This window comes from Streptomyces odontotermitis, from assembly GCF_050510915.1.
GTDB lineage: Bacteria > Actinomycetota > Actinomycetes > Streptomycetales > Streptomycetaceae > Streptomyces.
Genome location: NZ_JBNJLS010000005.1, coordinates 69,494 through 95,000, shown reverse-complemented (window position 1 = coordinate 95,000; position 25,507 = coordinate 69,494). Strand labels below are relative to the sequence as shown.

The 25,507-nt window shown below is 72.5% G+C and carries 27 protein-coding genes and 1 riboswitch; of the genes, 17 read left to right on the top strand and 10 right to left on the bottom strand.

The annotated features are described in order from the left end of the window. Positions 1-5: 5 nt before the first annotated feature. Both ACQB60_RS16350 and ACQB60_RS16345 read right to left on the bottom strand, forming a co-directional pair. Complete coding sequence (locus ACQB60_RS16350) at positions 6-764, bottom strand: SDR family oxidoreductase (RefSeq protein WP_496926720.1); 759 nt, start codon at positions 762-764, stop codon at positions 6-8. Positions 765-853: 89 nt separating this feature from the next. Continuing rightward, positions 854-1,678: an RNA polymerase sigma-70 factor gene (locus ACQB60_RS16345; RefSeq protein ID WP_496927096.1), complete on the bottom strand. Its 825-nt coding sequence runs from the start codon at positions 1,676-1,678 to the stop codon at positions 854-856. 190 nt (positions 1,679-1,868) lie between these two features. Further along, positions 1,869-1,999: riboswitch (FMN riboswitch) on the top strand. Positions 2,000-2,153: 154 nt separating this feature from the next. Between ACQB60_RS16345 and ribD the strand changes: the two genes are divergently transcribed. The 10 genes from ribD (at position 2,154) to ACQB60_RS16295 (ending at position 10,841) form a co-directional block, all read left to right on the top strand. After that, positions 2,154-3,254 carry a bifunctional diaminohydroxyphosphoribosylaminopyrimidine deaminase/5-amino-6-(5-phosphoribosylamino)uracil reductase RibD gene (gene ribD / locus ACQB60_RS16340; RefSeq protein ID WP_496926719.1) on the top strand — a complete coding sequence of 367 codons (1,101 nt, stop codon included), beginning with the start codon at positions 2,154-2,156 and terminating at the stop codon, positions 3,252-3,254. A 1-nt stretch (position 3,255) separates the two neighbouring features. Continuing rightward, on the top strand, positions 3,256-3,867 hold the full coding sequence (locus ACQB60_RS16335) for a riboflavin synthase (RefSeq protein ID WP_496926718.1): 612 nt from the start codon (positions 3,256-3,258) through the stop codon (positions 3,865-3,867). A gap of 44 nt (positions 3,868-3,911) precedes the next feature. After that, positions 3,912-4,511, top strand: coding sequence for a nicotinamide mononucleotide transporter family protein (locus ACQB60_RS16330; protein WP_496927095.1), 600 nt, complete (start codon positions 3,912-3,914; stop codon positions 4,509-4,511). Next, positions 4,508-5,833, top strand: a complete 1,326-nt coding sequence (locus ACQB60_RS16325) for a bifunctional 3,4-dihydroxy-2-butanone-4-phosphate synthase/GTP cyclohydrolase II (RefSeq protein WP_496926717.1) — start codon at positions 4,508-4,510, stop codon at positions 5,831-5,833. Before ACQB60_RS16330 ends, ACQB60_RS16325 begins: the two co-directional genes overlap by 4 nt. Positions 5,834-5,886: 53 nt before the next feature. Beyond that, positions 5,887-6,372, top strand: a complete 486-nt coding sequence (ribH, locus tag ACQB60_RS16320) for a 6,7-dimethyl-8-ribityllumazine synthase (protein WP_384847380.1) — start codon at positions 5,887-5,889, stop codon at positions 6,370-6,372. A 35-nt stretch (positions 6,373-6,407) separates the two neighbouring features. Continuing rightward, entirely contained in the window at positions 6,408-6,680 is a 273-nt protein-coding gene (locus ACQB60_RS16315) for a phosphoribosyl-ATP diphosphatase (protein ID WP_496926716.1), read from the top strand. A gap of 54 nt (positions 6,681-6,734) precedes the next feature. Beyond that, positions 6,735-7,583: an ATP phosphoribosyltransferase gene (gene hisG, locus ACQB60_RS16310; protein ID WP_496926715.1), complete on the top strand. Its 849-nt coding sequence runs from the start codon at positions 6,735-6,737 to the stop codon at positions 7,581-7,583. A gap of 20 nt (positions 7,584-7,603) precedes the next feature. Further along, positions 7,604-8,086, top strand: coding sequence for a PH domain-containing protein (locus tag ACQB60_RS16305; protein WP_496926714.1), 483 nt, complete (start codon positions 7,604-7,606; stop codon positions 8,084-8,086). Between the two features lie 263 nt (positions 8,087-8,349). Further along, the gene (locus ACQB60_RS16300; RefSeq protein ID WP_496926713.1) at positions 8,350-9,771 is read left to right on the top strand and encodes a hemolysin family protein; all 1,422 of its coding nucleotides are present in this window, start codon (positions 8,350-8,352) and stop codon (positions 9,769-9,771) included. Continuing rightward, on the top strand, positions 9,768-10,841 hold the full coding sequence (locus ACQB60_RS16295; protein WP_496926712.1) for a hemolysin family protein: 1,074 nt from the start codon (positions 9,768-9,770) through the stop codon (positions 10,839-10,841). Before ACQB60_RS16300 ends, ACQB60_RS16295 begins: the two co-directional genes overlap by 4 nt. 74 nt (positions 10,842-10,915) lie before the next feature. Here the strand turns inward: ACQB60_RS16295 and ACQB60_RS16290 are convergent, their stop codons facing one another. Continuing rightward, positions 10,916-11,605: a response regulator transcription factor gene (locus ACQB60_RS16290; protein ID WP_496926711.1), complete on the bottom strand. Its 690-nt coding sequence runs from the start codon at positions 11,603-11,605 to the stop codon at positions 10,916-10,918. 274 nt (positions 11,606-11,879) lie between these two features. Here ACQB60_RS16290 and ACQB60_RS16285 point away from each other — a divergent pair, with 274 nt between their 5' ends. Genes ACQB60_RS16285 through ACQB60_RS16275 form a run of 3 tightly spaced genes read left to right on the top strand, consistent with a single transcriptional unit; the run spans position 11,880 to position 13,264 of the window. Further along, on the top strand, positions 11,880-12,374 hold the full coding sequence (locus tag ACQB60_RS16285) for a hypothetical protein (RefSeq protein ID WP_496926710.1): 495 nt from the start codon (positions 11,880-11,882) through the stop codon (positions 12,372-12,374). Then, a complete protein-coding gene (locus tag ACQB60_RS16280) occupies positions 12,371-12,961 on the top strand; it encodes an LGFP repeat-containing protein (RefSeq protein ID WP_496926709.1) in 591 nt (196 codons plus the stop codon). The genes ACQB60_RS16285 and ACQB60_RS16280 overlap by 4 nt, the downstream gene beginning before the upstream one ends. 18 nt (positions 12,962-12,979) lie before the next feature. After that, positions 12,980-13,264, top strand: a complete 285-nt coding sequence (locus ACQB60_RS16275) for a hypothetical protein (RefSeq protein ID WP_496926708.1) — start codon at positions 12,980-12,982, stop codon at positions 13,262-13,264. On the opposite strand, the gene ACQB60_RS16270 is transcribed toward ACQB60_RS16275, so the two are convergent. From ACQB60_RS16270 to ACQB60_RS16260, 3 genes are all read right to left on the bottom strand, one after another. After that, positions 13,249-15,225 (bottom strand): sensor histidine kinase, encoded by a 1,977-nt coding sequence (locus tag ACQB60_RS16270; protein ID WP_496926707.1) that lies wholly within the window; start codon positions 15,223-15,225, stop codon positions 13,249-13,251. The genes ACQB60_RS16275 and ACQB60_RS16270 overlap by 16 nt on opposite strands. A 135-nt stretch (positions 15,226-15,360) precedes the next feature. After that, positions 15,361-17,256 (bottom strand): AAA family ATPase, encoded by a 1,896-nt coding sequence (locus ACQB60_RS16265; protein WP_496926706.1) that lies wholly within the window; start codon positions 17,254-17,256, stop codon positions 15,361-15,363. Positions 17,257-17,741: 485 nt separating this feature from the next. After that, on the bottom strand, positions 17,742-18,329 hold the full coding sequence (locus tag ACQB60_RS16260; RefSeq protein ID WP_496926705.1) for a uridine kinase family protein: 588 nt from the start codon (positions 18,327-18,329) through the stop codon (positions 17,742-17,744). Between the two features lie 250 nt (positions 18,330-18,579). On the opposite strand from ACQB60_RS16260, the gene ACQB60_RS16255 reads away from it, so the two are divergent. Together ACQB60_RS16255 and ACQB60_RS16250 are read left to right on the top strand one after the other, a co-directional pair. Further along, complete coding sequence (locus ACQB60_RS16255; RefSeq protein ID WP_496926704.1) at positions 18,580-19,941, top strand: C39 family peptidase; 1,362 nt, start codon at positions 18,580-18,582, stop codon at positions 19,939-19,941. Between the two features lie 22 nt (positions 19,942-19,963). Beyond that, entirely contained in the window at positions 19,964-20,242 is a 279-nt protein-coding gene (locus ACQB60_RS16250) for a hypothetical protein (RefSeq protein ID WP_496926703.1), read from the top strand. Positions 20,243-20,261: 19 nt separating this feature from the next. Here the strand turns inward: ACQB60_RS16250 and ACQB60_RS16245 are convergent, their stop codons facing one another. Further along, a complete protein-coding gene (locus ACQB60_RS16245; RefSeq protein WP_496926702.1) occupies positions 20,262-21,761 on the bottom strand; it encodes a M1 family metallopeptidase in 1,500 nt (499 codons plus the stop codon). 210 nt (positions 21,762-21,971) lie between these two features. On the opposite strand from ACQB60_RS16245, the gene ACQB60_RS16240 reads away from it, so the two are divergent. After that, a complete protein-coding gene (locus ACQB60_RS16240; protein WP_496926701.1) occupies positions 21,972-22,136 on the top strand; it encodes an SCO1431 family membrane protein in 165 nt (54 codons plus the stop codon). On the opposite strand, the gene ACQB60_RS16235 is transcribed toward ACQB60_RS16240, so the two are convergent. From ACQB60_RS16235 to ACQB60_RS16225, 3 genes are read right to left on the bottom strand one after another with little or no spacing between them, the layout of a single operon-like run. Next, entirely contained in the window at positions 22,114-23,052 is a 939-nt protein-coding gene (locus ACQB60_RS16235) for a hypothetical protein (protein ID WP_496926700.1), read from the bottom strand. The genes ACQB60_RS16240 and ACQB60_RS16235 overlap by 23 nt on opposite strands. 19 nt (positions 23,053-23,071) lie before the next feature. Continuing rightward, a complete protein-coding gene (locus ACQB60_RS16230; protein WP_496926699.1) occupies positions 23,072-24,037 on the bottom strand; it encodes a DUF6114 domain-containing protein in 966 nt (321 codons plus the stop codon). Further along, entirely contained in the window at positions 24,028-24,579 is a 552-nt protein-coding gene (locus ACQB60_RS16225) for a DUF6230 family protein (RefSeq protein WP_496927094.1), read from the bottom strand. Before ACQB60_RS16225 ends, ACQB60_RS16230 begins: the two co-directional genes overlap by 10 nt. A gap of 191 nt (positions 24,580-24,770) precedes the next feature. On the opposite strand from ACQB60_RS16225, the gene ACQB60_RS16220 reads away from it, so the two are divergent. Beyond that, the gene (locus ACQB60_RS16220) at positions 24,771-25,433 is read left to right on the top strand and encodes a TetR/AcrR family transcriptional regulator (RefSeq protein WP_496926698.1); all 663 of its coding nucleotides are present in this window, start codon (positions 24,771-24,773) and stop codon (positions 25,431-25,433) included. The last annotated feature ends 74 nt before the right edge of the window (positions 25,434-25,507 follow it).

Below are 25,507 nucleotides of genomic sequence, written 5' to 3'. Positions count from 1 at the left end.
TGTGGTCACCTGGTCGCCTGTGCCTTGCTGCCGAACCGCTCGGCGAGGAACTCCTCGAACGTCCCTTGCCCCACGGCCCGTTCGGGCACCAGGTGGCCGCCCGCCCGGAACCCCCGGTACGCCGCGCCCGCGAGGCGCAGCGGCACCAGCGGCCGCCGCCGCCCCGTCGCCCGCAGATACGCCCCGGCCAGCTCGCGGAACGTCCGCACCTCGGGGCCGCCCAGGTCCGCGACCCGCCCGGCCGGTGCGGCCACCGCCAACTCCGTGAGCCGGTCGGCGACTTCGGCCACCGCGATGGGCTGGTCGCTGACGCCCGCCGGGTACAGCAGCACCGGCGCCTTGGCGAGCGCGCCGAACACCGTCGCGACCAGATCGTGGAACTGGGTCGTGCGCAGCACCGTCCAGCCGAGCCCGGACTCCTCGATCAGCTGCTCGACGGCCAGCTTCGACCGGTAGTAGCCCATCGGCACCCGGTCCACGCCGACGATCGAGATGTACAGCAGGTGCGGCACCCCGGCCTTTCGGGTCGCGGCGATCAGATTCCGCGCGGCCTGCTCGTCGCCCCCGCGCGGCGAGCTCGCGCAGTGCACGACCGTGTCGACGCCCGCGACCGCCGCGTCGAGCCCCGTGCCCTCGCGCAGGTCCACGGCGTACGGCTGCGCGCGCCGGCTCAGCACCCGCACCTCGTGCCCCTGGGCGCGCAGCCGCTCGGTCACGAGGCGGCCGAGGGTTCCGGTGCCGCCGGTCACCAGGATCGTGGTCATCTCAAGGCTCCTTCACGGTGCGGGACGCGAGGGAACGCGTCCGTCACCGGCTAGGAACCGATCAGCCCCGAAAAATGTGACATCGCGCCTCAGCCGTCCGCGAGCTGCCGTTCCACGAATCCCAGCTTGTCCGGGTTGACCACGGTCCGTACGGCCACGAGCGACCCGTCGCCCGCGCACTCGAAGACGGCGAGTCCCACCAGCGCCCCGGCGAACCTCCCGACCAGCGCAGGGGCGCCGTTGACCTCCGCGTACGACAGATCCATCCCGGTGGCGAACTTCTCCCAGCCGCCCACCAGGAAGCGGGCGATCCTCTCCCGGCCCACGAGGGGGCGCCGGGCCGCGGTGACCTTGCCGCCCCCGTCGCTCCACCACACGGCATCGGCGGCGAGCAGCCGCTCCAGGCCCGCGAGATCCCCCTCGCGGGCCGCCGCCACGAACGACTCCACGAGCTGCCGGCGGCGCTCCTCCGTGGCCTCGAAGCGCGGGCGCTCCCCGGCCACCCGGCGCACCGCCCTGCCGTACAGCTGACGGCAGTTGGCCTCGCTCAGGTCCAGCACCCCGGCGATCTCCCCATGGCTGTACGCGAACGCCTCCCGCAGCACGTACACCGCCCGCTCCACCGGGGTGAGCCGCTCCAGGAGCACGAGCAGCGCCATCGACACCGCCTCCCGCTGCTCCGCCGACTCCAGCGGCCCGAGCGCCCCGCCCGAGGTGACCACCGGCTCCGGCAGCCAGGGACCCACGTACTCCTCGCGGCGGGCGCGCGCCGACGTCAGCCGGTTCAGACAGAGGTTGGTGGTGACCTTGGCGAGCCAGGCGCCGACGTGCTCGATGTCCGCGCGCTCGGCGCCGCTGAAGCGCAGATAGGCGTCCTGCACCGCGTCCTCCGCCTCCTGGGCGGAGCCCAGCATGCGGTAGGCGAGCCCGAAGAGGCGCGGGCGGTGGGTCTCGAATTCGTCGGCCGTGGCCGCGGCGCTGCTCACCCGGCAAGCCTCCCAAAACCGCGCGCCCGCCCGGCACCGGGCCTCGCTGTGAGCCAGCCCACAGGGATCGACCGGCACGCCTTCGATCAGGCGTGGCACACTGGCCTCGTACCAGAAGCAGCGCACTCCGGGGTCGGTGTAATTCCGAACCGGCGGTTACAGTCCGCGACCCGGTCGCCTCCAGCGACCGGTTGACCAGGTGAAATTCCTGGACCGACGGTGAAAGTCCGGATGGGAGGCAGTGCGCGGCGGGCGGGCACATATGTGCGCGTCGCCGTAGTGGCTTGATTCCTGGGATTCCCAGGGAGAGCTCTCATCGGCGTCGCTCCCGGTGCCGTTGCCCGTACGTTCTGTCGTCATCGACAGGCCCCGGAGTCCGTGCCCGAAGAGGCAGGAGGACCCGGTGGCCACCGCAGCCGAAGCAGCCGCCATGCGGCGCGCGATCGACCTCGCCGCGCGCGGGCTCGGCTCCACAAGCCCCAACCCGGTCGTCGGGTGCGTCATCCTCGACGCCTCCGGGGAGATCGTCGGCGAGGGCTACCACCAGCGCGCGGGCGGACCGCACGCCGAGGTGCACGCCCTGCGCGCGGCGGGCGACAAGGCCCGCGGCGCCACCGCCGTCGTCACCCTCGAACCCTGCAACCACACCGGCCGCACCGGCCCCTGCGCCCAGGCCCTCATCGACGCCGGGATCGCCCGCGTCGTGTACGCGGTCGGCGACCCGAACCCCACCGCGACGGGCGGCGCGCAGACCCTGCGTACGGCGCGAGTGGAGGTGGAATCGGGTCTGTTGGAGGCGGAGGCCGAGGCGGGCAACCGCGCCTGGCTGACCTCCGCGCGGCTCGGCCGCCCGCACGTCACCTGGAAGTACGCCGCGACCCTCGACGGCCGCACCGCCGCCGCCGACGGCACCAGCCGCTGGATCACCTCCGCCGAGTCCCGCGCCGACGTGCACCGGCTGCGCGCCGAGTGCGACGCCGTCGTGGTGGGCTCCGGCACCGCCCGCACCGACGACCCGCACCTGGCCGTGCGCGGCATCGAGGGCGCGAACCAGCCGCTGCGCGTCGTCGTCGACAGCGACGCCACCGCCGTGAAGCCCGGCGCCCGGGTCCTCGACGACGCGGCCCCGACCCTCCTCGCGGTGGCCGCCGGCGTACGGCCGCCGGAGGGCGTCGACTGTGTTCAACTGCCGCGCGCGGCAGGTGGGTTGGACATTACGGCTCTGCTTGACTCTCTGCACGCACGCGGCGTGCGTTCCGTGCTTCTCGAAGGGGGTCCCACGCTCGCCGGGGCCTTCGTCGCCGCGGGCGTCGTGGACCGCGTCATCTGCTACCTCGCCCCCGCGCTGCTCGGCGCGGGGCCCGCCGCCCTCACCGGTGGCGGAATCACGACCATCGCCGAAGCGTTGCGCCTCGACATGAGCGAGACCGTCCGCCTCGGCCCCGATCTGCGGATCACCGCAGAGCTCGCAGTCCCCGCACGTCCCGCAGCGAAGGAGCACTGAAGTGTTCACCGGAATCGTCGAAGAGCTGGGCGAGATCACCGCCGTCGAGAAGCTGGGCGACGCCTCCCGCTTCCGGCTGCGCGGCCCCGTCGTCACCGAGGGCGCCCGGCACGGCGACTCCATCGCCGTCAACGGGGTCTGTCTGACCGTCGTCGAGCACGACGGTGACGAGTTCACCGCGGACGTGATGGACGAGACGCTCAAGCGCTCCAGCCTCGGTGCCCTCGACGTCGGCTCCCGGGTCAACCTGGAGCGGCCCACCGCCGTGGGTGCGCGCCTGGGCGGACACATCGTGCAGGGTCACGTTGATTCCGTCGGCACCGTCGTCGCGCGCGAGCCGTCCGAGAACTGGGAGATCGTCAAGGTCTCGCTCCCCGCCGAACTCGCCCGCTACGTCGTGGAGAAGGGCTCCATCACCGTCGACGGCGTGAGCCTCACGGTCGTCGAGGCGGGCCCCGACTTCTTCACCATCAGCCTCATCCCCACCACCCTCGCCCTGACCACGCTCGGCTTCAAGCAGCCCGGCGACCCGGTCAACCTCGAGGTCGACGTCATCGCCAAGTACGTGGAGCGCCTCCTCGGCGACCGCGCGTCCCAAGGGAGCGGCAAGTGAACTGGCTCAACTCCGAGGCGTTCACGGCCTTCGGGCAGCACATCATGTGGTCCGACATGATCGGCAACGTCATCGGACTGCTTGCCCTCGCGCTCGGCTGGCGGCGCTCCATATGGACCTGGCCCGCCCAGTTCCTGTCCGGCGTGATCCTCGTCGCGGCGTACGGGGCGGCGCACCTGTCCGGCGGCGTCGGCAAGCAACTCCTCGTCATCGGCGTCGCGTTGTGGGGCTGGCGGCAGTGGACGCGCGGGCGGCAGCAGGCGCAGGACGGGTCCATCGCGATCCGCTTCGCCACCTGGAAGGAGCGCGGCGTCCTCGTCGCGGGCACCGCCGCCGGCACCCTCGCCGTCGGCTCGCTCTTCGCCGCCGTGCCCGACCTGTCCTGGAACCCGTGGCCGGACGCCTACATCTTCGTCGGCACGCTCGCCGCGATGGTCGCCCAGGCCCGCGGGCTCGTCGAGTTCTGGTTCGCCTGGCTCCTCGTCGACGTGGTCGGGGTGCCGCTGGCGTTCAACAGCGGCCTCGCCTTCTCCGGCTTCGTATACGTCATCTACCTCGCGCTCGTCCTGTGGGGCATGCGCGACTGGTGGCTGCGGTCCCGCACGGCGGCGGCCCGGCCCGTCATGGAAGGAGCCCCGGCATGACCACGGCACCCCTCGCACCGACGGAGACGTCGGAGCCCGTCTGGTACCGCACCGCCCACGGTGAGGACACCTCCGACCTCTCCCTCGACCCCGTCGAGCAGGCCATCCGCGACATCGCCGCCGGGCGGCCCGTCGTGGTCGTCGACGACGAGGACCGGGAGAACGAGGGCGACCTCGTCATCGCCGCCGAGAAGGCCACCCCCGAGATCGTCGCCTTCATGATGAGCGAGTGCCGCGGCCTGATCTGCGCGCCCATGGAGGGCGACGAGCTGGACCGCCTCCAGCTCCCGCAGATGGTCGAGCACAACACCGAGTCGATGCGCACCGCGTTCACGGTCTCCGTCGACGCGACCGCCGCCCACGGCGTGACCACCGGCATCTCGGCCGCCGACCGCGCCACCACGCTCCAGCTCCTGGCGGGCGGCACGGCGGCCGCCGACGACTTCGTGCGGCCCGGCCACATCTTCCCGCTGCGCGCCAAGGACGGCGGCGTCCTGGTGCGCGACGGCCACACCGAGGCCGCCGTCGACCTGGCCCGGCTCGCGGGCCTGCGCCCGGCCGGGGCGATCGTCGAGATCGCGGGCGAGGACGGCACCATGCTGCGCCTGCCCGAGCTGATCCCCTTCGCCCGCAAGCACGGCCTGACGATCATCTCCATCGAGGACCTGATCGCCTACCGCCGCAGCTCCGAGCCGACCGTCCGGCGCGCCGCCGAGGTCACGCTCCCCACCGAGTACGGCGAGTTCACCGCGTACGGCTACCGCTCCACCGTCGACGGCGTCGAGCACGTCGCCCTCGTCCACGGCGACCTCGGCGACGGCACCGACGTCCTGGTGCGGCTGCACTCCGAGTGCCTGACCGGCGACGTCTTCCACTCGCTGCGCTGCGACTGCGGCCCCCAGCTCCAGGAGTCGATGCGCCGCATCACCGACGCGGGCCGCGGCGTCGTGGTCTACCTCCGCGGCCACGAGGGGCGCGGCATCGGCCTGGTCTCCAAGCTGCGCGCGTACGAGCTCCAGGAGCGCGGCAGCGACACCCTGGACGCCAACCTCGAACTCGGCCTGCCCGCCGACGCCCGCGACTACGGAGCGGGCGCCCGGATCCTCCAGGACCTCGGCGTGCACAGCGTCCGCCTGATGACCAACAACCCCGAGAAGACCGACGCCCTCCTGCGCCACGACATCGCGGTGACCGGCCGCGAGCCGATGCCGATCCAGGCGGGCGAGCACAATCTCCGGTACCTGCGCACCAAGCGCGACCGGATGGGCCACGACCTGCCGTGGCTGGACGCGGCCCCCACGTCCACCTGCGGCAACCAGTAACACCCCGGAACACCTCGAATTTTTCCCTACGCACGTATGACGAGGAGAAGCGCGTGAGCGGCAAGGGTGCACCCGAACTGAGCGTCAAGAACTGCGGCGACCTGCGGGTCGCGGTCATCGCGGCGCAGTGGCACGAGAAGGTCATGGACGGCCTCGTCGACGGCGCCCTGCGCGCCCTGCACGAGCTCGGCATCGACGAGCCGACCGTCCTGCGCGTGCCCGGCAGCTTCGAGCTGCCCGTCGTGGCCAAGGTCCTCGCGGGCCGCGGCTACGACGCGATCGTGGCGCTCGGCGTCGTCATCCGCGGCGGCACCCCGCACTTCGAGTACGTGTGCCAGGGCGTCACCCAGGGCCTCACCCAGGTCTCCGTGGACACCGGCGTCCCCGTCGGCTTCGGCGTGCTCACCTGCGACACCGAAGAGCAGGCCCTGGACCGCGCCGGCATCGAGGGGTCGAGCGAGGACAAGGGGCACGAAGCGGTCACCGCCGCCGTCGCCACCGCGACCACGCTGCGCACCGTCTCCGAGCCCTGGCGCTGAGGGGTGCCGGGCGGCCACGTAAAGTAGGCACCATCATGTCCAAGAAGACGTTCGAGGAGCTCTTCGCCGAGCTCCAGCAGAAGGCCGCCAACGGCGACCCCGCGACCTCCCGCACCGCCGAGCTCGTCGACAAGGGCGTCCATGCCATCGGCAAGAAGGTCGTCGAAGAGGCCGCCGAGGTCTGGATGGCCGCCGAGCACGAGGGCAAGGAAGCCGCCGCCGAGGAGATCTCGCAGCTCCTGTACCACGTGCAGGTGATGATGGTCGCCCGCGGCATCTCCCTCGACGACGTGTACGCCCACCTCTAGGGCGACACCTCCCCGCAAGCCCAACCCACCCTCCGTACAAAGGAATTCGCCCTCATGCTGCGCATCGCCGTCCCCAACAAGGGTTCACTGTCCGGACCTGCGTCGGCGATGCTCCATGAGGCCGGGTACCGCCAGCGCAAGGAGTCCAAGGAACTCGTCACCGTCGACCCGGAGAACGAGGTCGAGTTCTTCTACCTGCGCCCCAAGGACATTGCGATCTACGTGTCCTCCGGCAAGCTCGACATCGGCATCACCGGCGAGGACCTGCTGATCGACTCGGGCGCCGACGCCGAGGCGATCCTGCCGCTCGGCTTCGCCCGCTCCACCTTCCGCTTCGCCTCGCGGCCCGGCGCCGTCAAGGACCTGGCCGACCTCTCCGGGAAGACGATCGCCACCTCGTACGAGGGCATCGTCGGCAAGTTCCTCGCCGAGCGCGGCGTCGAGGCGAACGTGGTGCACCTCGACGGCGCCGTCGAGACCGCCATCGAGCTCGGCGTCGCCGAGGCCATCGCCGATGTCGTCGAGACCGGCACCTCGCTGCGCAACGCGGGCCTGGAGGTCTTCGGCGAGCCGATCATGAAGTCCGAGGCGTGCGTCATCCGCCCCCGGGGCGCGGCCGCCGACGACCCGAAGGTCCAGCAGTTCCTGCGCCGCCTCCAGGGCGTCCTGGTCGCCCGCACGTACGTGATGATGGACTACGACTGCCGCGCCGAGCACCTGGAGCAGGCCGTCGCCCTCACCCCGGGCCTGGAGTCCCCGACGATCTCGCCGCTGCACAACGAGGGCTGGGTCGCCGTCCGCTCCATGGTTCCCACCAAGGACGCCCAGCGCGTCATGGACGACCTGTACGCGATCGGCGCGCGGGCCATCCTCACCACCGCCATCCACGCCTGCCGCCTCTGACCGGGCAGGAGACCAGCGCCATGAGCGACAAGACCGGACAGCGCGACCAGAGCGAGCTGCCCACCCTGCCCGTCACCTTCCGGCCCGGCCGCACCCGCGCGGTGCTGCTGACCGCCGGGGCGGCGATCTTCGTGGTCCTCACGGTGATCGCGCTGATCCTCCCCAAGCTCAGCCCGGGGGAGCGCACCAGCTTCATCTTCACCGGCGCGCTGCTGCTCGGCGTGCTGCTCCTGCTCTCCCGGCCCAAGGTCGTGGCGAGCGACTCCGGAGTGCGCGTCGTCAACATCGCCACCAGCCGCAGCCTCGACTGGGCCGAGATCGTGCAGGTGAACCTGCGCCCCGGCGACCCCTGGGTGTTCCTCAACCTGAGCGACGGCACCAGCCTGCCCGCGCTCGGCATCCAGCCCGGCATCGCCAAGCAGCGCGCCATCAGCGACGCCCGCGCCCTGCGTGCCCTGGCCGACGCCCACGCGGGCGGCCGCGAGGGCGGACCTCAGGGCTGACCCGGCGGACTTCGGGGCCGGCTCAGGGGCGCGGGCCCTGCCGCCCGGGGCCCGGTCTTGATTAATCTGGGGGGCGGGGCACGCGCGATGTGCCGCCCCGCCCCTGACGGGCCGCCCGGCTCCCAGGGGCTCCTGCTACATGAGGAGTGACTCCCTCCGGCGATGGACGGATCGTCCTGTAGTACCTGCGCCGCCCCCTCCCGACATACGGGAACCGGGAACCCCGGAAAGCACCGCACCGGGTCATCCTCGGAGGCGGCGGCATGACAGTCCCTCTGCTCCTTCTTGGAGCTGCCTTCCTGCTGATCCTGGCCAACGGCTTCTTCGTGGCGGCCGAGTTCGGCCTCGTCACCGTCGACCGGCCCGACGCCGAGAAGGCCGCGGCCGACGGCGACCGGCGGGCCCGTACCGTCGTCGAGTCCCTCAAGGAGCTGTCGTTCCAGCTCTCCGGGACGCAGCTCGGCATCACCATCACCTCGCTCGTCGTCGGCATGCTCGCCGAACCGGCGCTCGCGCGGCTCCTGAAGGGCCCCTTCACGGCGGTCGGCGTCCCCGAAGGCGCCGTCTCCGGTGTCTCGGTGGTCGTCGGGATGCTCCTCGCGTCCGCCGTGCAGATGGTGATCGGCGAGCTGGTGCCGAAGAACTGGGCCGTGTCGCGGCCGCTGCAGGTCGCGCGGTTCGTCGCGGGCCCGCAGCACGCGTTCGCGTGCCTCTTCCGGCCGGTGATCTCCCTCCTGAACACCGTCGCGAACCGCCTGGTCCGCGCCCTCGGCGTCGAACCGGCCGACGAGCTGGCCTCCGCCCGCACCCCGGGCGAACTGGTCTCCCTCGCCCGCCACTCGGCGCAGGCGGGCGCCCTGGAGCAGGACACGGCCGACCTGTTCGTGCGCACCCTCTCCCTCGGCGAGCTCACCGCACAGCACGTGATGACGCCCCGCGTGAAGGTCAGCGCCCTGCAGTCCAGCGCCACCGCCGAGGACGTCGTGAACCTCACCCGCGCCACCGGCCTGTCCCGCTTCCCCGTCTACCGGGAGCGGATCGACGAGGTCGTCGGCATGGTGCACCTCAAGGACGCCCTCGCCGTCCCCGGCCACGAGCGGCTGCGCACGCCTGTGAGCCGCATCGCCAAGGCCCCGCTCCTGGTCCCGGAGACGCTTCCCGTGCAGCCCCTCCTGGAGCGGCTGCGCAGCGAACAGCCCATAGCCGTCGTCGTCGACGAGTACGGCGGCACGGCGGGCGTCGTCACCCTGGAGGACATCGTCGAGGAGCTCGTCGGCGAGGTCCGCGACGAGCACGACCGGCTCGACCTGCCCGAACTCGCCCCCGCCCCGGCCGAGGACGGCCGCCCCGCGTGGGACGCCGACGGCGGCTGCCGCGTCGACACCCTCCGGCGCATCGGCCTCGACGCCCCCGAGGGACCGTACGAGACGGTGGCCGGACTCGTCGCCGACCTCCTCGGCCGCATCCCCGCCCCCGGCGACCGTGCCGAACTGCCCGGCTGGCGGCTCTCGGTGCGCCAGGTCGTGCACTACCGGGCGGAGCGGGTGCGGATCGTGCGGACGGCTGTGGCCGCGGCCAGGGAGGCGGCGCCGGAGCGCTCCCGAACGTCCGCGTCCACGGCCTCGGCCTTTCCCTCCCTGGACGAAGAGGCCCTGGAGGCCCCGGCTCTGGAGGCGACCCGATGAGCGTCCTGCAACTCGTCTTCGCCGTCCTCCTGGTGCTGGCCAACGGCTTCTTCGTGGGCGCCGAGTTCGCGCTCGTTTCCGTGCGCCGCAGCCAGATCGAGCCCCTGGGCACGAAGCGGGCGCGCCAGGTCCTGCACGGCCTCGAGCATCTGCCGCAGATGATGGCGGCCGCCCAATTCGGCATCACCGTCTGCTCGTTGACGCTCGGCGCGGTGGCGGAGCCGACGGTGGCGCACCTCCTGGAGCCCGTCTTCGAGGCGGTCCACCTGCCCGCGGGCATGATCCACCCTCTCGGTTACGTGATCGCGCTTGCCGTCGTCGTCTTCCTCCACCTCGTGATCGGCGAGATGGTCCCGAAGAACCTCGCGATGGCGGCCCCCGAGAAGACCGCGCTCTGGTTCAGCCCGGGCCTGGTCACCTTCGCCCGCCTGTGCCGCCCGGTCACGGCCGCGCTCGGCGCCTCGGCCCGGCTTGTCCTGAAGCTGTTCCGGGTCGAGCCGAAGGACGAGGTCGAGGCGGTCTTCACCAGCGAGCAGCTGAACCGCCTGGTGGAGGACTCCGGCCAGGCCGGGCTCCTGGAACCGGAGGAGCAGGAGCGCCTGGAGGACGCCCTGGAGCTGGGCTCGCGCCCGGTCACGGACGTCCTGCTCGACGGCGCCTCGCTGGTCACGGTCGGCCCCTCGGTCACCCCGGACCAGATCATCGAACTCACCGGGCGCACCGGCTACTCCCGCTTCCCGGTCCGTGCGGAGACCGGCGCCTTCATGGGCTATCTGCACGTCAAGGACGTACTCGACCTGGAGGAGACGGACCGCGCGGTGCCACAGCAGGTCTGGCACCCGATGACGACGCTGCGCGCCGAACTCCCCCTGGACGACGCCCTGACGGTCATGCGCCACGCGGCGACCCACCTGGCCCAGGTGGCGGACGCCTCCGGCCGCGTACTCGGCCTCGTCGCCCTGGAAGACGTCCTGGAGCTCCTGGTGGGCGAGGTCCGCGACCCGGCCCACCGGATGGCGGGTCCGCGCAGGCCCCAAGAGGCGGCGCGGGGCGGGGCGTTGGTGGGCTGAGGTCCCCGGGCTGAGGTCTCCGGGCTGAGGTCTCCGGGCTGAGGTCTCCGGGTGGGCGCCGTGGCGGCGGAAAGCTACGGCGCCCGCCCCATTCCCGCGTCCCGTGCCCGGACGATCGCCGCCGCTCGGTCGGTGACCTGGAGCTTCATGAAGATCGACGAGACGTGGTTGCAGATCGTCTTCGGGGAGAGCCGCAGCCTCCGGGCGATCGCCGGGTTGGCCAGGCCCGCGGCGATCAGGTCGAGCACCTCCCGCTCGCGCGCCGTCAGCTCCGGGAACGGCGCGCGCTCCCCGGCCCCCGGCGGCCGCGCCATCCACTCGGCCACCCGCCGGGCGATCCGCGGCCCGAAGATCGCCTCGCCCGCGGCCACACACCGCACCGCCCGCACGATCTCCTCCTGAGCGGCGCCCTTGAGGATGTAGCCGAGGGCCCCGGCCCGCATCGCCGCGAACACCGACTCGTCGTCCTCGAACATCGTGAGCACCAGCACGGCCGTCTCCGGCGCCGCCGCCATCACCTCGCGGGTCGCGCCGACCCCGTCCAACTCCGGCATCTCCAGGTCCAGTACGAGCACCCGGGGCCGGTGCAGCAGGGTCTCGCGGACCGCCGCGCGCCCGTCGGCGGCCTCCCCGACCACCACGATGCCCTCGATGGAGCCGAGCAGCGCCCGCAGTCCGTCCCGGACCACGGGGTGGTCGTCGGCCAGGACCACGGTGAGGTCGGCGGAGGGCGAGGACCTCGGGGGATTCGCGGGCGTCGTCAAGGCGCGGCTCCCAACTGCGGCGCGGCGCATGCCGTTTCGCTTGCCGTTGCGTACGTCTGCCGTCGCGTACGCCGATTGCCGTTTCTTACGTCTTGCCGTTTCTTACGTCGATCACTACCCATCGTCCGGGTGCGGGACCCCCTTGTCCCGGGTGCGGGCACCCGTCGTGGCCGGGAGGTTCTCCCGGTGCCGTGGGGAGCGGGCGCCCTGACCGGCGGGTGTGTCCTGCGGACACCCTCGGGGTCAAGCAGTTCCTGAACGAAGGGTTCCCCTCATGCGAACGACACGTCCGAGACGGCGCACGGCGCCGGCGGCGGCCACCGCCCTCGTCGCCTGCGCGGCCCTCGCCGGGGCCGCGCCCCCGGCGGCGGCCGACACTCCGCCGGTGATCGCCTCCTTCGGTCCGGGAGGCGCGATCCAGGGCCGCGGGTTCCTGCCCAGCCACACGGTCTACGTCCGGATCGCCGTCTCCGGGACGCTGCCCTGCAACGGCAGCACGGCCGTCGACCTGCGGCAGAGCAGCGTGCTGTACCAGTTCACCGCCGACCCTGCGGGCAATCTCAATGCCTCCGTCGACATGAAGACCATCGCCCCCGGCGCCTTCTGCGGCGGCGTGATCCAGGGCGCCGCGAACGGCGAGCAGGTCAGCGTCTCCGCCCACGACGGGCGGCACGGCAGCGACATCACGGGGCTGCTGTGGAGCAACACCTTCACCATCACCGCGACAGGGGGCGGCACCACTCCGCCGCCCGGAGGGGGTCACTCATGAGGCACCGGATCACGTACGCGCTGTCCGCTCTCGCCCTGGGGGCCGCGCTGGCGCTTCCCACGGCCGTGGGCGCGCAGGCGACCACCGGGACGGCCACGGCCACGACGGCCCGGGTCCAGGACCCGGCGTGCAGCAACTACCAGGTGGGCGGCCTGATCGGCGACAAGTGGTGGTCCCTCGGTGGCGAGGGCGGCGTCCTCGGCTGCCCGACCTCGCCCGAGCTGGACACCCCCGGCCGGGCCGGGAAGTACCAGACCTTCCTGCACGGCGGGATCTCCTGGTCGCCCGACCAGGGCGAGAAGATGATGGTCGCCGCCTACCAGCAGGGCCAGTCGATCAAGGTCGACTGGGGGCCGACGAACCCGTTCAAGTACAACAAGTTCATCGTCCGCTGGGACCGCAACGGCGAGAACATCGGCCAGCAGGACGTCTTCCCGGGCGGGGGCTCCACCGCGGGGAGCCACACGTTCGGCATCCCGGGCCCCGGCACGTACGACGTGATCGTCGAGGGCTGCGACTACGACCCGTGGAGCGGGTCCGAGTGCCGTCAGGGCTGGACCATCTCGGCCCCCGTCTTCGTCCCGTAGCACCCAAGGAGGGGAACAATGAACCGTAGGATCAAGGAAGTTGGCCTCACGCTGGCCGCCGTGGCCGCCTTCTGCGGCGGGCTCGCGGTGACCGCCGGGCCCGCCGCGGCGGCACCGGCGGCACCGGCGGTGGCTGCGTCCCTCGCCGTCCCGAGCGACTGGGTCCTCTTCGACTACACGTACAGCCAGTCCTCCTGCGAGCAGGTGGGACAGGAAGGCGTGGCGATGCAGAGCTGGGTCACCTACCAGTGCCTTCCGGACGGCATCCGGTGGGCGCTCTGGGTGCGCTACAGCTGGGTCTGAGTGCCCGGTACGTCGCGCCGCAGCGGGAGCTCCGCGCTGACCCGGCCGCCCTCGGGCCCCGGTCCCGCGCGGCACCACCCGGCCAGCTCGGCGGCCCGCTCCGCCATCGTCGTCAGGCCCACTCCGGGCCGCCACGGCGCGGTGGGCGGGCCGCCGTTGTCGGTGACGTCGAGGCGCAGCGTGCCGTCGACGCGGAGCCGGACCAGGGCGTGGTCGGCGTGCGAGTGCCGGGCGGCGTTGGTGAGGGCCTCCGCCGCGATCCGGTACGCGGCGACCTCGACGGCGGCGGGCAGACGGGGGAGGGTCGCGGGCGCGTCGATGGTGATGGCGAGGGGAGCGCCCGCCACCCGGTGGCTGAGCCGCTCCGCCTGCCGGGTCAGTGCCACGACGAGCCCCGACTCGTCGAGCGCGGGGGGCCTGAGGCCCTCCACGAGCCGCCGGATCTCCTCGATGGCGCCGGTCGCGTGGCCGCGCAGCTGGTCGAGGAGGTGCTCGGCGGAGGCGGGTTCGGCCCGGACGAGGTTGCGGGCGGCGTCGGCGGTGAAGGCGAGGCCGGTGAGCGTGGGGCCGAGCCCGTCGTGCAGATCGCGGCGCAGCCGCCGGCGCTCCTCCTCGCGCGCCGAGACCAACCGCTCGCGGCTGGCCCGGAGTTCCTCGGACAGGACCGTGGCGCGCACCGCCACCGCGAGCGGTACCACCAGGACCTTCAGGGTGCGCAGGTCCTCCGCGCCGAGCCGGGCCTGCCCCCGCCGGGTGCCCACGACGAGCTCCGCCCGGTCCGTGCCGGGGTCGGGCAGCGGCACCACCACGCACCCGGACCCCGCCGTGCCCGACTCGGCCACCGCACGCCCGCCGAGGCGGAACGCCGCGTAGGGGAGCCGCAGCGCGTCCCGCACCACGAGCAGCAGCCCGTCCAGGCCCGCCTCCGTGCGCAGCCGGGCCCCGAGCCGGTCGAGCGCGCGCACGGGGTCGCCCCGGTCCCCGTACAACAGCCGGTCGATGAGGCGCTGCAGCACGCCGCGCACCGGGTGGAAGGCGACCGCGACGCCCACCGCGACCAGCGCGGCCCCGCCCAGGTGGAAGCCGGCGAGGAGCACCCGGTCGACGAAGAGCACGACACCCGTGTAGACGCCGATGACGCCCAGCGAGAGCGCCAGGTAGAGCAGGGCGCGCGACACCACCCACTCGATGTCGAAGAGCTCGGGGCGCAGGATGCCCACGGCCATCGCCAACGGCTGGGTCACGACCAGGACTTGGAGCCCGGCGGCGCTCATCCCGAGCGGCCACCACGGCAGCGCGCAGAGCACCGCGAGCATCAGCCACAGGAGCTGGCGCCGCAGCCGCTCGTCGCCCGAGCGGTAGCGCAGGACCAGGGCGGCGAGGTCGACGAGCATGGGCACGAAGATGCCCGCGAGGTCGATCTGGGTGCGGTGCGGTTCGAGGGGCGGCCAGGACAGGGCGTGCAGAAGGCCGACGGGTCCGCCGACCGCGTACGGATGCGGCGTGGTCACGCACCACATCCAGAAGAGCACCCCGGCCGCCGCGGTGCCCCACGCGACCGGGCGCCAGCCCGGCCCCGGCAGCCGCCCGGTCGGGAAGAGGAGCAGCGCGAGCGGGATGAACAGCCTGAGCCCCAGCGGCCAGCAGGCGAGGGCGGCCGTGACGAGGATCCGCAGCACCCCCTCGCCCCAGCCCTCGCCGAGGCCGAGCGCGAGCAGGCCGAGCGCCGCGACGGTGCCCGCGTGGGCCGCGCCGCCGGCGAGCAGCAGCCAGCCCACCGGGTTGCCGGGCCGCCGCCACGCCACCGGGACGCCGCAGCCCGCGAAGACGAGTGCGAGCACGATGTCGGTCACCAGGAAGCTGTCGACGGCGAGTTGATAGCTCAGGCCGCAGTGCACCCACAGCCCGGCCCCCATGCCCACCGCGCCCACCACGACGGCGAAGGCCCCCCACACGGTCACCCGCCCGCACCCCCACCGCGTCCGGCCTGGATCTTCGGGGCCAGGGTCGCGGACCGGGACGGGGCAGTCGGACGGCTTCGTCCCGAAACGCCTCGATCGGATGACGAGGGTGTGTCAGCAGCGGCGGAAGGGGCGTCAGGCGAGGCCGGGGGCGCCCGGTCCGCGCCCCGACAGGACCTCTCCGTACGCCTGCATCAGGTCGGGCAGCCGCAGCGTCGACAGGTCGTCGCGGGTCGGCGCTCCCGGGTAGCCGGAGAGCCGCAGATCCCGGTAGGCGCAGCTCTTCTCGTACAGGGTGCGCAGGAAGCGGCCGTTGCCGAGCTCGTCGATCCACTCCTGGCCCACGACGTGCCCGCTGATGGAGCGGAGCTCCTCCAGGGCCTCCTCGTCCCACACGTCGCCGTTGTCGGCGGCCAGGACCTCGCCGATCGAGGTGAGTTCGAGGGGGCGGTACGAGGGAAAGTCGACCCGGGACGTGAAGCGGGAGGAGAGCCCGGGGTTGGCGGCGAGCAGCCGGTCCATGCCCTCCGGGTAGCCCGCGAGGATCACCACGAGGTGGTCGCGGTTGTCCTCGGCGCGCTTGAGCAGGACCTGGAGCGCCTCGTCGCCGTACGCGTCGCCCTTGCCGTAGCCGGAGTTGGAGAGGGAGTACGCCTCGTCGACGAAGAGGACCCCGCCGATCGCCGAGTCGATCAGCTCGTTGGCCTTCACGGCGGTCTGGCCCAGGTACTCGCCGACCAGATCGGCGCGCTGGGCCTCCACCAGGTGGTCGCCGCCGAGCAGCCCGAGCGCGTAGAAGACCCGGCCGAGGATGCGGGCCACGGTGGTCTTGCCGGTGCCCGAGGGGCCGGAGAAGACGAAGTGTCGTTTCGGCGGCTGGACCGGCAGGCCCTGCTCGGCCCGCAGGCGTGCCATGTTCAGCTGCGCCGAGAGCGCCTTGACCTGCCGCTTCACCGGCTCCAGGCCGACCATCCGCTCCAGTTCGTTGAGCGCCGCCGTGAGCAGGGCGGGGTCGGCGGGGCCGGGCGGGAGCTGGCTCGGGCCCGGTCGCACCGGGATGACAGCCTTCTCACGCACCGCGTCGGTCTCGGCGGGGCCGCCGACCGGGGGCTGTCCGGGCTCGCCGCCGGCGGGCAGCCCGGGGCCGGTCACCTTCACGTCCCGGCCGTCCGGCTCGAAGAGCGGGTCGCCGCCCTCGGGGGTCTCCGTCACGTCCTGGCCGAGCCCGGCCAGCGCGATCGCCGCGAGGTCGCCCACCTCGTCGTACCCATCGCCCTCGGCGATGGCCGCGAGCCGGGCCGAGGTGTCCATGAAGGCCGGATCCACCCGGTGCACCGCGCGGTACAGGGGCAGGGCGGCGGCGGTGCGCCCGGTGCCCTCGTGCGCGCGGGCCAGCCAGTAGCGCAGCTCCTTGCGCTGCGGCTGCTCGCTGCGGCAGCGCATCAGGGCGGCGGAGAGCAGCGGCTCGGCCTGCCCGAACATCTCCAGGCGGACCCGGGCCATGCCGCCGAAGAGCCCGGCCTCGATGCCGAGCATCGGGTCGTCGATCAGCGGGTCGGTGTGCCGGACCAACTGCTCCCAGTCCTTGACCAGATAGGACCGGCAGGCGTGCAGAAACCGCACCTGCGGATCCGCGTCCACCGGCGGCAGCCCCGCGAGCGCCCGGTCCAGCTCCGGCACATGGCGCCCGTCAAGCCAGTGCGAGGCGTGCGCGAGCAGCAGGTCGCGGACGCTCTCCAGGACCGGCTGCACCCACCAGCCCAGCCAGTACCAGGAGTTGAGGGTGCGGGAGTGCCGGGCGCGCTGCTCGCCGAAGCGGTCGCGGTGCTGGAACATCCGCAGCAGCGCCGTCGTCGTGTCGATGCGCAGCGCGTGCAGGCCGAGCCAGCCGTCGGCCATGCCCGGATCCATCCGTACGGCGGCCCGGAACTCCTCCTCCGCCTGGGGATAGGCGCCCATCGTGTAGGCGTCGACGCCCCGCAGCCAGGCGAGGTCGGCCGGGGCCGGTGCGCCCACCGCGTCGAAGTCCATCACGTCCCCCACAAACCGTGCCCCCGTGGTGTGCCGCCGGGCCGGTGCCCAGCGGCAGCCCTTCGCTGAACCGCCGTGCTGCGGACGGGAGTTGACTCGGTGCGCAGAGCAAGCCGTCCGTGAGTCGCACCGAGAGGCATCGTACCTGCGCGGAGGGTGTCCGCCGTAGGGTGCCGCGCTGCCGGATCTCGCACGTCGGGAGCGGGCCAATGGTCACCCAGGGTGAGCGAATCGCGCCATCCGGCGCCCGCTCAGGAGCCCTTGAAGGCAGAACGAAGCCCCCGATCACGGGGGAACAACCGGGGGCTTCGCGACTGCGGGCGGCTGCTACGGCCGCTCCTTCAGAACGTAAGTCCTGTATGGCCCCTGGGTCAAGCCGAGTTGGAGGTCTCCGGGAAACTCTTCAAGCCAAGTGGAAGCGGTTTTCCGGGGGTTCAGCACACCGCCGATGATCCGTCACCGTGAGTGATGGATGGGGCTGTCTCTCACGCCTCACGAGATCTCTCACGCACCTCGTATCCCTCCTGGCACTGCCGCACCAAAAGCTGAGCGAAGGGTTCCGAGGGGTCCTCGGCGAAGTGGCGGCGCTCCGCGGGCTCCCAGCCGTCCCAGAACGCCCGCTGCACCTCTCCGTCCCGGCGGCGCCCGCGCTCCCAGGACTCCTCCCGGGGCAGCTCCATCCACAGCAGCCGCGCCAGCCACGGACGCACCGCGCGCCGTCCGGCGCCGACGCCCTCCAGGAGGACGACCGGGGCGGGCGGCACCTCGCGGTCCACGGGCCCGAAGCGGCGCGCGGTCCAGTCGTACGCGGCATAGCGCGCCGCCTCGCCCCGCGCGAGCGGTGCGACGACGTCCCGCAGCAGCCGCCCGTCCCAGCCGAAGAGCTCCTCGTGGCTCGCGATGTCGTCGAGGCGCAGCACGGGCGCCCCGCCGAGCGCCGCGGCGAGCCGCCCCGCGAACGTCGACTTGCCGGAGCCCGCGTGCCCGTCGACGGCGACCAGACGGACCGGGCCGCAGGACGGCGGGAGCTTCAGCAGCGCGTCGGCGAGACGGGTGAGGTCGCAGGTGCTCATGATCGGCAGCGTACGTCGCTCCACCACAGGATTCAGCGCGCCGTCCCAGGTGATGCCACTGGTAGAGGCCAATATTGGTGCCGCCGACGAGCGCCGGATCGCTGGCAGAACTGACGGCGCGACGGCCATAGTTGGCCCACCGCACGCCCGGCAGCACACCCACCCGCACCACCACCGCTACACCCACCGGCACCACCACCCGCACGCCCTCCCGCCCCGCACCAGCCGACACCGCACAGGGGGTCCCCTCATGGACCGAGCTGATGACATGTCCCGCAGAACCGTGCTCGGCACGGCCGCTGCCCTGGCCGCCGCGGCCGTCACCGCGAGCCCGGCCCTCGCCGCCGCCCCGGCCCGCCGCCCCCGCGCGGACCGGCACATCGACAACCGCTTCTGGACCTCGCACCTGGACTGGTCGGCCGGAACGGCCGAGGGCACCCAGGCCGTCGCGGGCGCCCGCCCCGGCGTCGTGATCGGCGAGCCCGCGGGCACCACCGACTACACCGACCCGCACACCGGCAAGAAGGCCACCTGGGAGTACGCCCGGTGGACCTCGCCCGTGCACCGCTCCACCGTCCCCGCCACCGAGGTCGTCGCCTCCTGGAACGCCCGCACCCCGGCCGGGACCTGGCTCCAGGTCGAGCTCCAGGGGACGTACGGCGACCAGGCCGTGACCCCCTGGTACGTCATGGGCCGCTGGACCTCCGGTGACGACAAGGAGACCGACATCCGTCGCACGTCCGTGGACGACCAGACGGACGGGAAGTCGAGCATCTACACCGACACCTTCTCCATCGACGACCCCGCCACCGGACTGCGTCTCGTCTCCTACCGGCTCCGCCTCACCCTCTGCCGCAGGCCCGGCAGCACGGCCACGCCCACCGTGTGGCGACTCGGAGCGATGGCCTCCGAGGTCCCCGACCGCTTCACGGTGCCCGCGTCCGCCCCCGGCCTCGCCAAGGAGCTGAAGGTCCCGCGCTACTCCCAGGAGATCCACGCGGGCCAGTACCCGGAGTACGACAACGGCGGCGAGGCGTGGTGCAGCCCCACCTCCTCGCAGATGATCATCGAGTACTGGGGGCGGAAGCCCACCCCCGAGGACCTCGCCTGGGTCGACCCCTCCTACGCGGACCCGCAGGTCTGCCACGCGGCCCGCTTCACCTTCGACTACCAGTACAACGGCTGCGGCAACTGGCCCTTCAACGCCGCCTACGCCGCCACCTACAAGGACCTCCAGGGCGTCGTCACCCGCCTCGCCTCCCTCACCGAGCTGGAGTCGCTGATCGCCGCGGGCATCCCGGCCATAACGTCACAGTCGTTCCTGAAGGAGGAGCTCACGGGCGCGGGCTACGGCACGGCGGGCCACCTCATGACGGTCATCGGCTTCACGGCGGCTGGCGACGTGATCGCCAACGACCCCGCGTCGCCCAGCGACCCGGCCGTGCGGCGCGTCTACAAGAGGCGCGAGTGGGAGAACATCTGGCTGCGGACCAAGCGCAAGAACGCCCAGGGCAAGGTGGTGTCCGGCACGGGCGGCGTCTGCTATCTGTACTTCCCGGCACGCCCCTCGGAGCGTCAGCGCAAGGCGCTCGCGGCGGTGGGGGTGCGCTGAGTAGCGAGAGGGGAGGCACACCGTGCCGCGGCCGACGAACCACCCCGCCCTGCGCGGACTCGACCCCCTGGTGGGACGGTGGCACATGTACGCGGTGCCGGGCGGCGTCTCCCGGGTCTACGGACTCAGCTTCACCGAGGGGCAGTTGCGGATCTGGTGCGCCGCCTCCGGCTTCCACCAGCGGTTCGCCGCCCGCTTCGACGCGAGCGGCGACACGCTGAGCGGAGCCTGGGAGCTGTCCAAGGACGGCGTCAGCTGGGCGGAGGACTTCGGCGTGGTCTACGAGCGAGCCCCCGCCTGACCCCCGGCCCCACCTCTGTTCAGCCCGCCGGTACCGGGTCCACCACCCAGTCGGGGTGGCCCGGCATCGGCGGCGTCTTCGCGCCGTACAGCCAGGGGCGCAGGAACCCTTCGAGGTCCTCGCCCGCGACCTTCGACGCCAGGTCGATGTACTGCTGCGTGCTCGCCGACCTGCCCTTGAGGCCGGTCACCCACGCCCGCTCGATCTTCTGGAACGTGGCGTCGCCGACCTGCTCGCGCAGCGCGTACAGAACCAGGGCCGAGCCGTCGTACCGCATCCGCTTGAAGAGGTTCGGCTCGGTGGGCTCGGCGGGGGCGCCGTAGTCGCGGCGCCAGATGTCGTGGTTCTTGTACGCGGTCTTCATGGCGGCCTCGAAGCTGTCGCCGCCGTGCGCCTCCGAGTAGAGCCGCTCGTAGAAGCGCGCGTGGCCCTCGCTCAGCCACAGGTCCGACCACGACTTCAGGGCGACGCTGTCGCCGAACCACTGGTGGGTCAGCTCGTGCACCATGTTCCGTTCGGCGTCGACCTGGGTGCCGAGCAGGTCGGCCTTCGGGATGAGCGAGAGCGTCTGGGTCTCCAGGGCCACGCCGAGGTCGGTGTCGCCGACCAGCAGGCCGTACCGGTTGAACGGGTAGGGCCCGAGCCGCTGTTCCAGCCAGGACAGGTGGTCGGGGGTGAGCTTGCGGTACGCGGCCGTGGGCTCGACCAGGTTGTCCGGGACGACGTCGCGCAGCGGCAGCCCGCCGGGGCCCTTGCCGTCGACGAACTGGAACTTGCCGACCGCGAGCTGGACCAGCTGGGTGGAGAGCGGCTGTTCGGAGTCGTAGGTCCAGCGGACCCGGTCGCCGGGGCGGTCGGAGCGGTCGGTCAGACGGCCGTTGGCGACGGCGGTGAGGCCCTTGGGGGTGGTGATGCGGAAGGTGATCGGGGCGCGCTGGCTCGGGTGGTCATTGGCCGGGAAGATCAACTTGGCGCCGTTGGGCTGCGGATAGACCACCGTGCCGTCGGGCGTGGGTATCCAGCCGTAGTCCTCGATGGCGTCGTCGCGGTGCCGGGTCTGGGTCGGGTCGGCGGTGTAGATGACCTTGACCGTGAAGGAACTGCCCTTGGACAGCGGCGACTTGGGGGTGACGGTCAGCTCGTCACCGGCGCGCTCGGTGGCGGCCGTCGCGCCGTTCACGGACACCTGATGCAGGGTGTTGCCCGCGAAGTCGAGGTTGAAGCGGGACAGGGACTGGGTGGCGGTCGCCCGGATCGTGGTGGTCGCCTCGAAGGGCGTCTTCGGCGCCTGCCAGTCGAAGTCCAGGGTGTAGCGGTCCACCTTGTAGCCGCCGTTCCCGTCGAGCGGGAACATCGGGTCGCCGAGGCCGGGGGCGCCGGGTGTGGGCTTCCCGCCGTCCTCGGTGGTGGGGCCGGACGGTGCTGCGTGCGAGACCGGTCCGGTGAGGGCCGCCGCCACGGTGATCGCCGCCGCGAGGGCGAGCCGTGTTCTGCGGCGGGATATGCCGTACGTGCTCATCGGGAACCTTTCGGTACGGATGCTGCGCGGACGTTCGTCGTAGTTAGACGCACAGCCGTCCGTCCGAGTTGTGGGTGACCAAGGTCTCTCCCGCGACGGCCGGTTCGGGTGGCAAGGTGGAGGGGCCGCGGGGGAGCGGCGGGGGAGAGTCCAGCGCCGTGCGCACCGCAGCGCCACCGCGCGAAGCCTTACGAACGTCAGCGAGAAGCCATGACCGCGACCCCTGCCCCCGCGCCGTCCGCCACCGCCGTCCCCCGGGCCCGCACCCGCACCGGCGGCCCCAAGGACACCGGCCCGCGCCTGCTCGAGCACCTGCTGGGCTGGACCCTGGTCGTCGTCATCGCGATGTTCGTCACGCAGACCGGTCTGCTGTGACCTGGCTCTCATAGCCGCCGTCTCCGCCGCCGTCCCCGTCCCCGTCCCCGGCGTCGAGCCCCGCCCGCCAGTGCCGGTCGGGGATCCCCACCAGCCCGTACAGCCAGCGCACCGGCGAGCGGCGGTGCAGCAGCGTCACCCCGGCCAGGACCGCGAACAGCGGCAGCCCGATCCAGCCGCCGACAAGGCGCACCAGGACGCTCGCCACCAGTGCCCCCAGGAACGGCAGGCCGTACACCCCCGCCGCCGCGATGGCGATCCCGATGAACCTCGGCACCTTCCGGTCCTCGTCGGCGCCCGGCAGCGACCAGCCCTCCATGAGCCAGCCGATCTCGGTCATCAGCATCGTGCCGATCACGGCGGCGCCGAACAGCAGCAGCGCCAGGAACGTCCCGGACGTCAGGAAGTCCAGGACGTGGTTGACCACGCTGTCCTGCTTCCAGTGCGCGAAGTCGCCCGCACCCGGCGACAGGAACCGCTCGTAACCGCTGCCGTCCCAGCCGTGGATCAACGTCCCGAACAGCAGGAAGTACCCGCCCACGCACTGCAGGTACGCCCAGTACCCGGCCCCCACCAGGACCAGGGTCTGCGCCGCCAGGAACCCGAGGATCGCCGCGACCGGGATCCCGCCCGCGTAGAACAGCACGAACCCCGCCCAGACGCCCTGGTGGTCCGCGGCGACGTGCATGGTCGCCCACGACGGGTTCTGCCACAGCAGGAAGAGCCCCGTGGGCACCATCAGGACGGCCGCGAAGAGCACGGTGAGCGCCAGATACGGGTTGGCCGCGCGGCTGCGGGTGCGCGGCCCCTCCCCGGCGTTGATCCGCTCCCACACCTGGAGCTGGCGCCCCGCCGCGACCGCGAAGGTCGCCCCGGCCCCGTAAGCCCAGAAGAGGGCGGCCTGGATCTCGATCACCGTGCCTCCCGTGAGCCGGTCATGGGTGCGCCCCCAGCGTGAGCCCGCCCGCGACGATCAAGTCCGAGGTGACCAGGGCCTGTTCGGCGCTGACGTCGGTCATGAAGACGAACGGCGGCACCACCGGCGGCACCGGCAGCTTGTCCGGCGTGAACGTCAGACAGAGCACGCCCTCCAGGCAGCCCTTGAACTTCGTGAGGTAGAGCGTCACCTTGCCGCTGAGGTCCAACGTGTCGGCGCCCAGGGAGAGTTCGCGCGAGCCGTCCCGGGTCCTCAGCCGGTAGTCGGTGAGGGACGCGGCGTCCATGCGCAGCACCATCACCTTCAACGGGCCGTCGGCGGTGGGGATGTCGCGCACCCCCGCGAGCAGGAAGCCCTTCGGTGAGAACAGCGTCGTGGTCACGGTCGGCGGCACCCGCGGCGCGACGATCTCGCCCGCCGCGGCCGTGGGCGCCGCCTTCGCCGGGGCCGCTCCCCACAGCACCGCCCCGGCGAGCACCACCGGAAGCAGCACCCCGAGGGTCCGGGTGCCCTGCCCGTCGCGCACCTTGGGCCGCCGCGCCTCCTCCTCGGACTCCTCCGGCACCGGGGTCCAGCCGAACCCCATGGCGCTGCCCGCGATGCCGAGCAGCATGCCCACCAGGAAGCCGCCGAGATTGGTCGCGGCGAACGAGAGCACCGACAGGATCAGCGCGTTGATGCTCACGTAGTGGCGGGTGTGCGGAAGCAGCCACAGAAAGCCCCCGGCCGCGATCAGGGCGAGCCCGATGCCGATCGCCGCGATCCCGCCGAGCCCGAGGCTCACCAGGACGGTCACCGGGGACAGCGGCACGGCGAGCAGCTCGACGCCGCCGAGGATCAGCAGCAGCCCGCCCCAGAAGGGCCGGGTGCGCCGCCATCTGCGCACCACCCGGCGCAGGTCCCGCAGCGGGAGGCGCTCGTCGAGCCAGCCCGCGCGGGGTGCGCCGGGCCCGCTCAGAAGCACTTCTTGCCGCCGATGCTGACGTCGAGCTTCATGCCCTTGAGGCGGAAGTTCCCGCCCGTCGCCGACCAGGCGTGCGAGCGGACCTTGGCCACCTCGATGTCCCCGGCCTGCAGCCCGAACTTGCCGCGCTCGCCCTTGACTCCGTCCACCTCGTCGAGGGTGGAGGCGTCCCGGCCGATCTGCGCGGTGCCGAAGCGGGCGTCGCCCACCAGGTCCTCGCCGTCGATGATGAGGTTGCTCGCGGTCACGTCGCCCGCGTCGCCGCCCGCCGTCAGCTTGAACACCACGGTGCCCACCGGGGTCTTGACCTCGGCGGCCTGGCAGATGTCGCTGAGCTTGGCGTCCCCGATGCCGAGCAGCGCCACGGGGTGGCCCTTGCCGTCGACGGACCGGTCCGTCTGCACGTACGAGGCGAGGCCCTGGCTCGTCAACTTCCCGGAGGACACCTGGAAACTGGTGCCCGAGACGGCGAAGGACGCGGCGAGCGCGCCCTCGGCCATCACCGACGCCATCGCGCCCACCGCGAGCACGGCGGGCAGCATGACGACGGCCGTCTTCTTCCAGTTGGTTCTGCCCTCGCGAAGGGGCTTCCGGTCTGCGCTCACGGTCTTCCTCCCGTACGTCGTCCACGTGCGTAAGGGGAGTGCGTCAGCGCCTGCGGGAGCGCCCTGCCGGGGCCGTGACGTCTGCCATACTGCGGGCATCCCGAGGCAGTTGGAGACTAGGGCCGATATTGAATAATAGTCAACAGCGCGACGCGGATCCGAAGCGCCGCCATCAAGCCCGCGGCACCGACCGATCGGTCGCGCGCCGGGCCGAACTCATCACCATTGGCCGGAAGTTGTTCGCCGACACGTCCTACGACGCCCTGTCGATGGACGACATCGCCAAACAGGCGCGCGTCGCCAAGGGGTTGATCTACTACTACTTCAAGTCCAAGCGGGGCTACTACCTGGCGATCATCGAGGAGTCCGTCAGCGAACTCATCTCGCGCGCGAGCAGCGACACCGAACTCCCGCGCACCGAGCGGGTGCACCGCACCATCGACGGCTATCTGCGCTACGCCGAGCACAACCAGGCGGCCTACCGCGCCATCGTCACCGGCGGCGTCGGCTTCGACACCGAGGTGCACGCCATACGGGACGGCGTGCGCGAGGCCCTGATCGGCGCGATCGCCGAAGGCGCGTACGGCCGCACGGAGATCCCCCCGCTCGCCCGCACCGCCCTGCTCGGCTGGCTGTGCAGCGTCGAGGGCGTCACCCTCGACTGGGTCGAGACCCCCGCCCTGACCCGCGAAACGGTCCGCGACCTCCTGGTCCGCACCCTGCGCGACACCCTGAACGTCATCGAGGAATTCGAGCCGGACTACCCGTCGCCGCCGCGCGACGACGTCTGACGACAGCCGGGAGGGGCGGGAACCGGACCTCCGGTTCCCGCCCCTCCCTCTTCCGTACGGGCATCCGCTCGGTC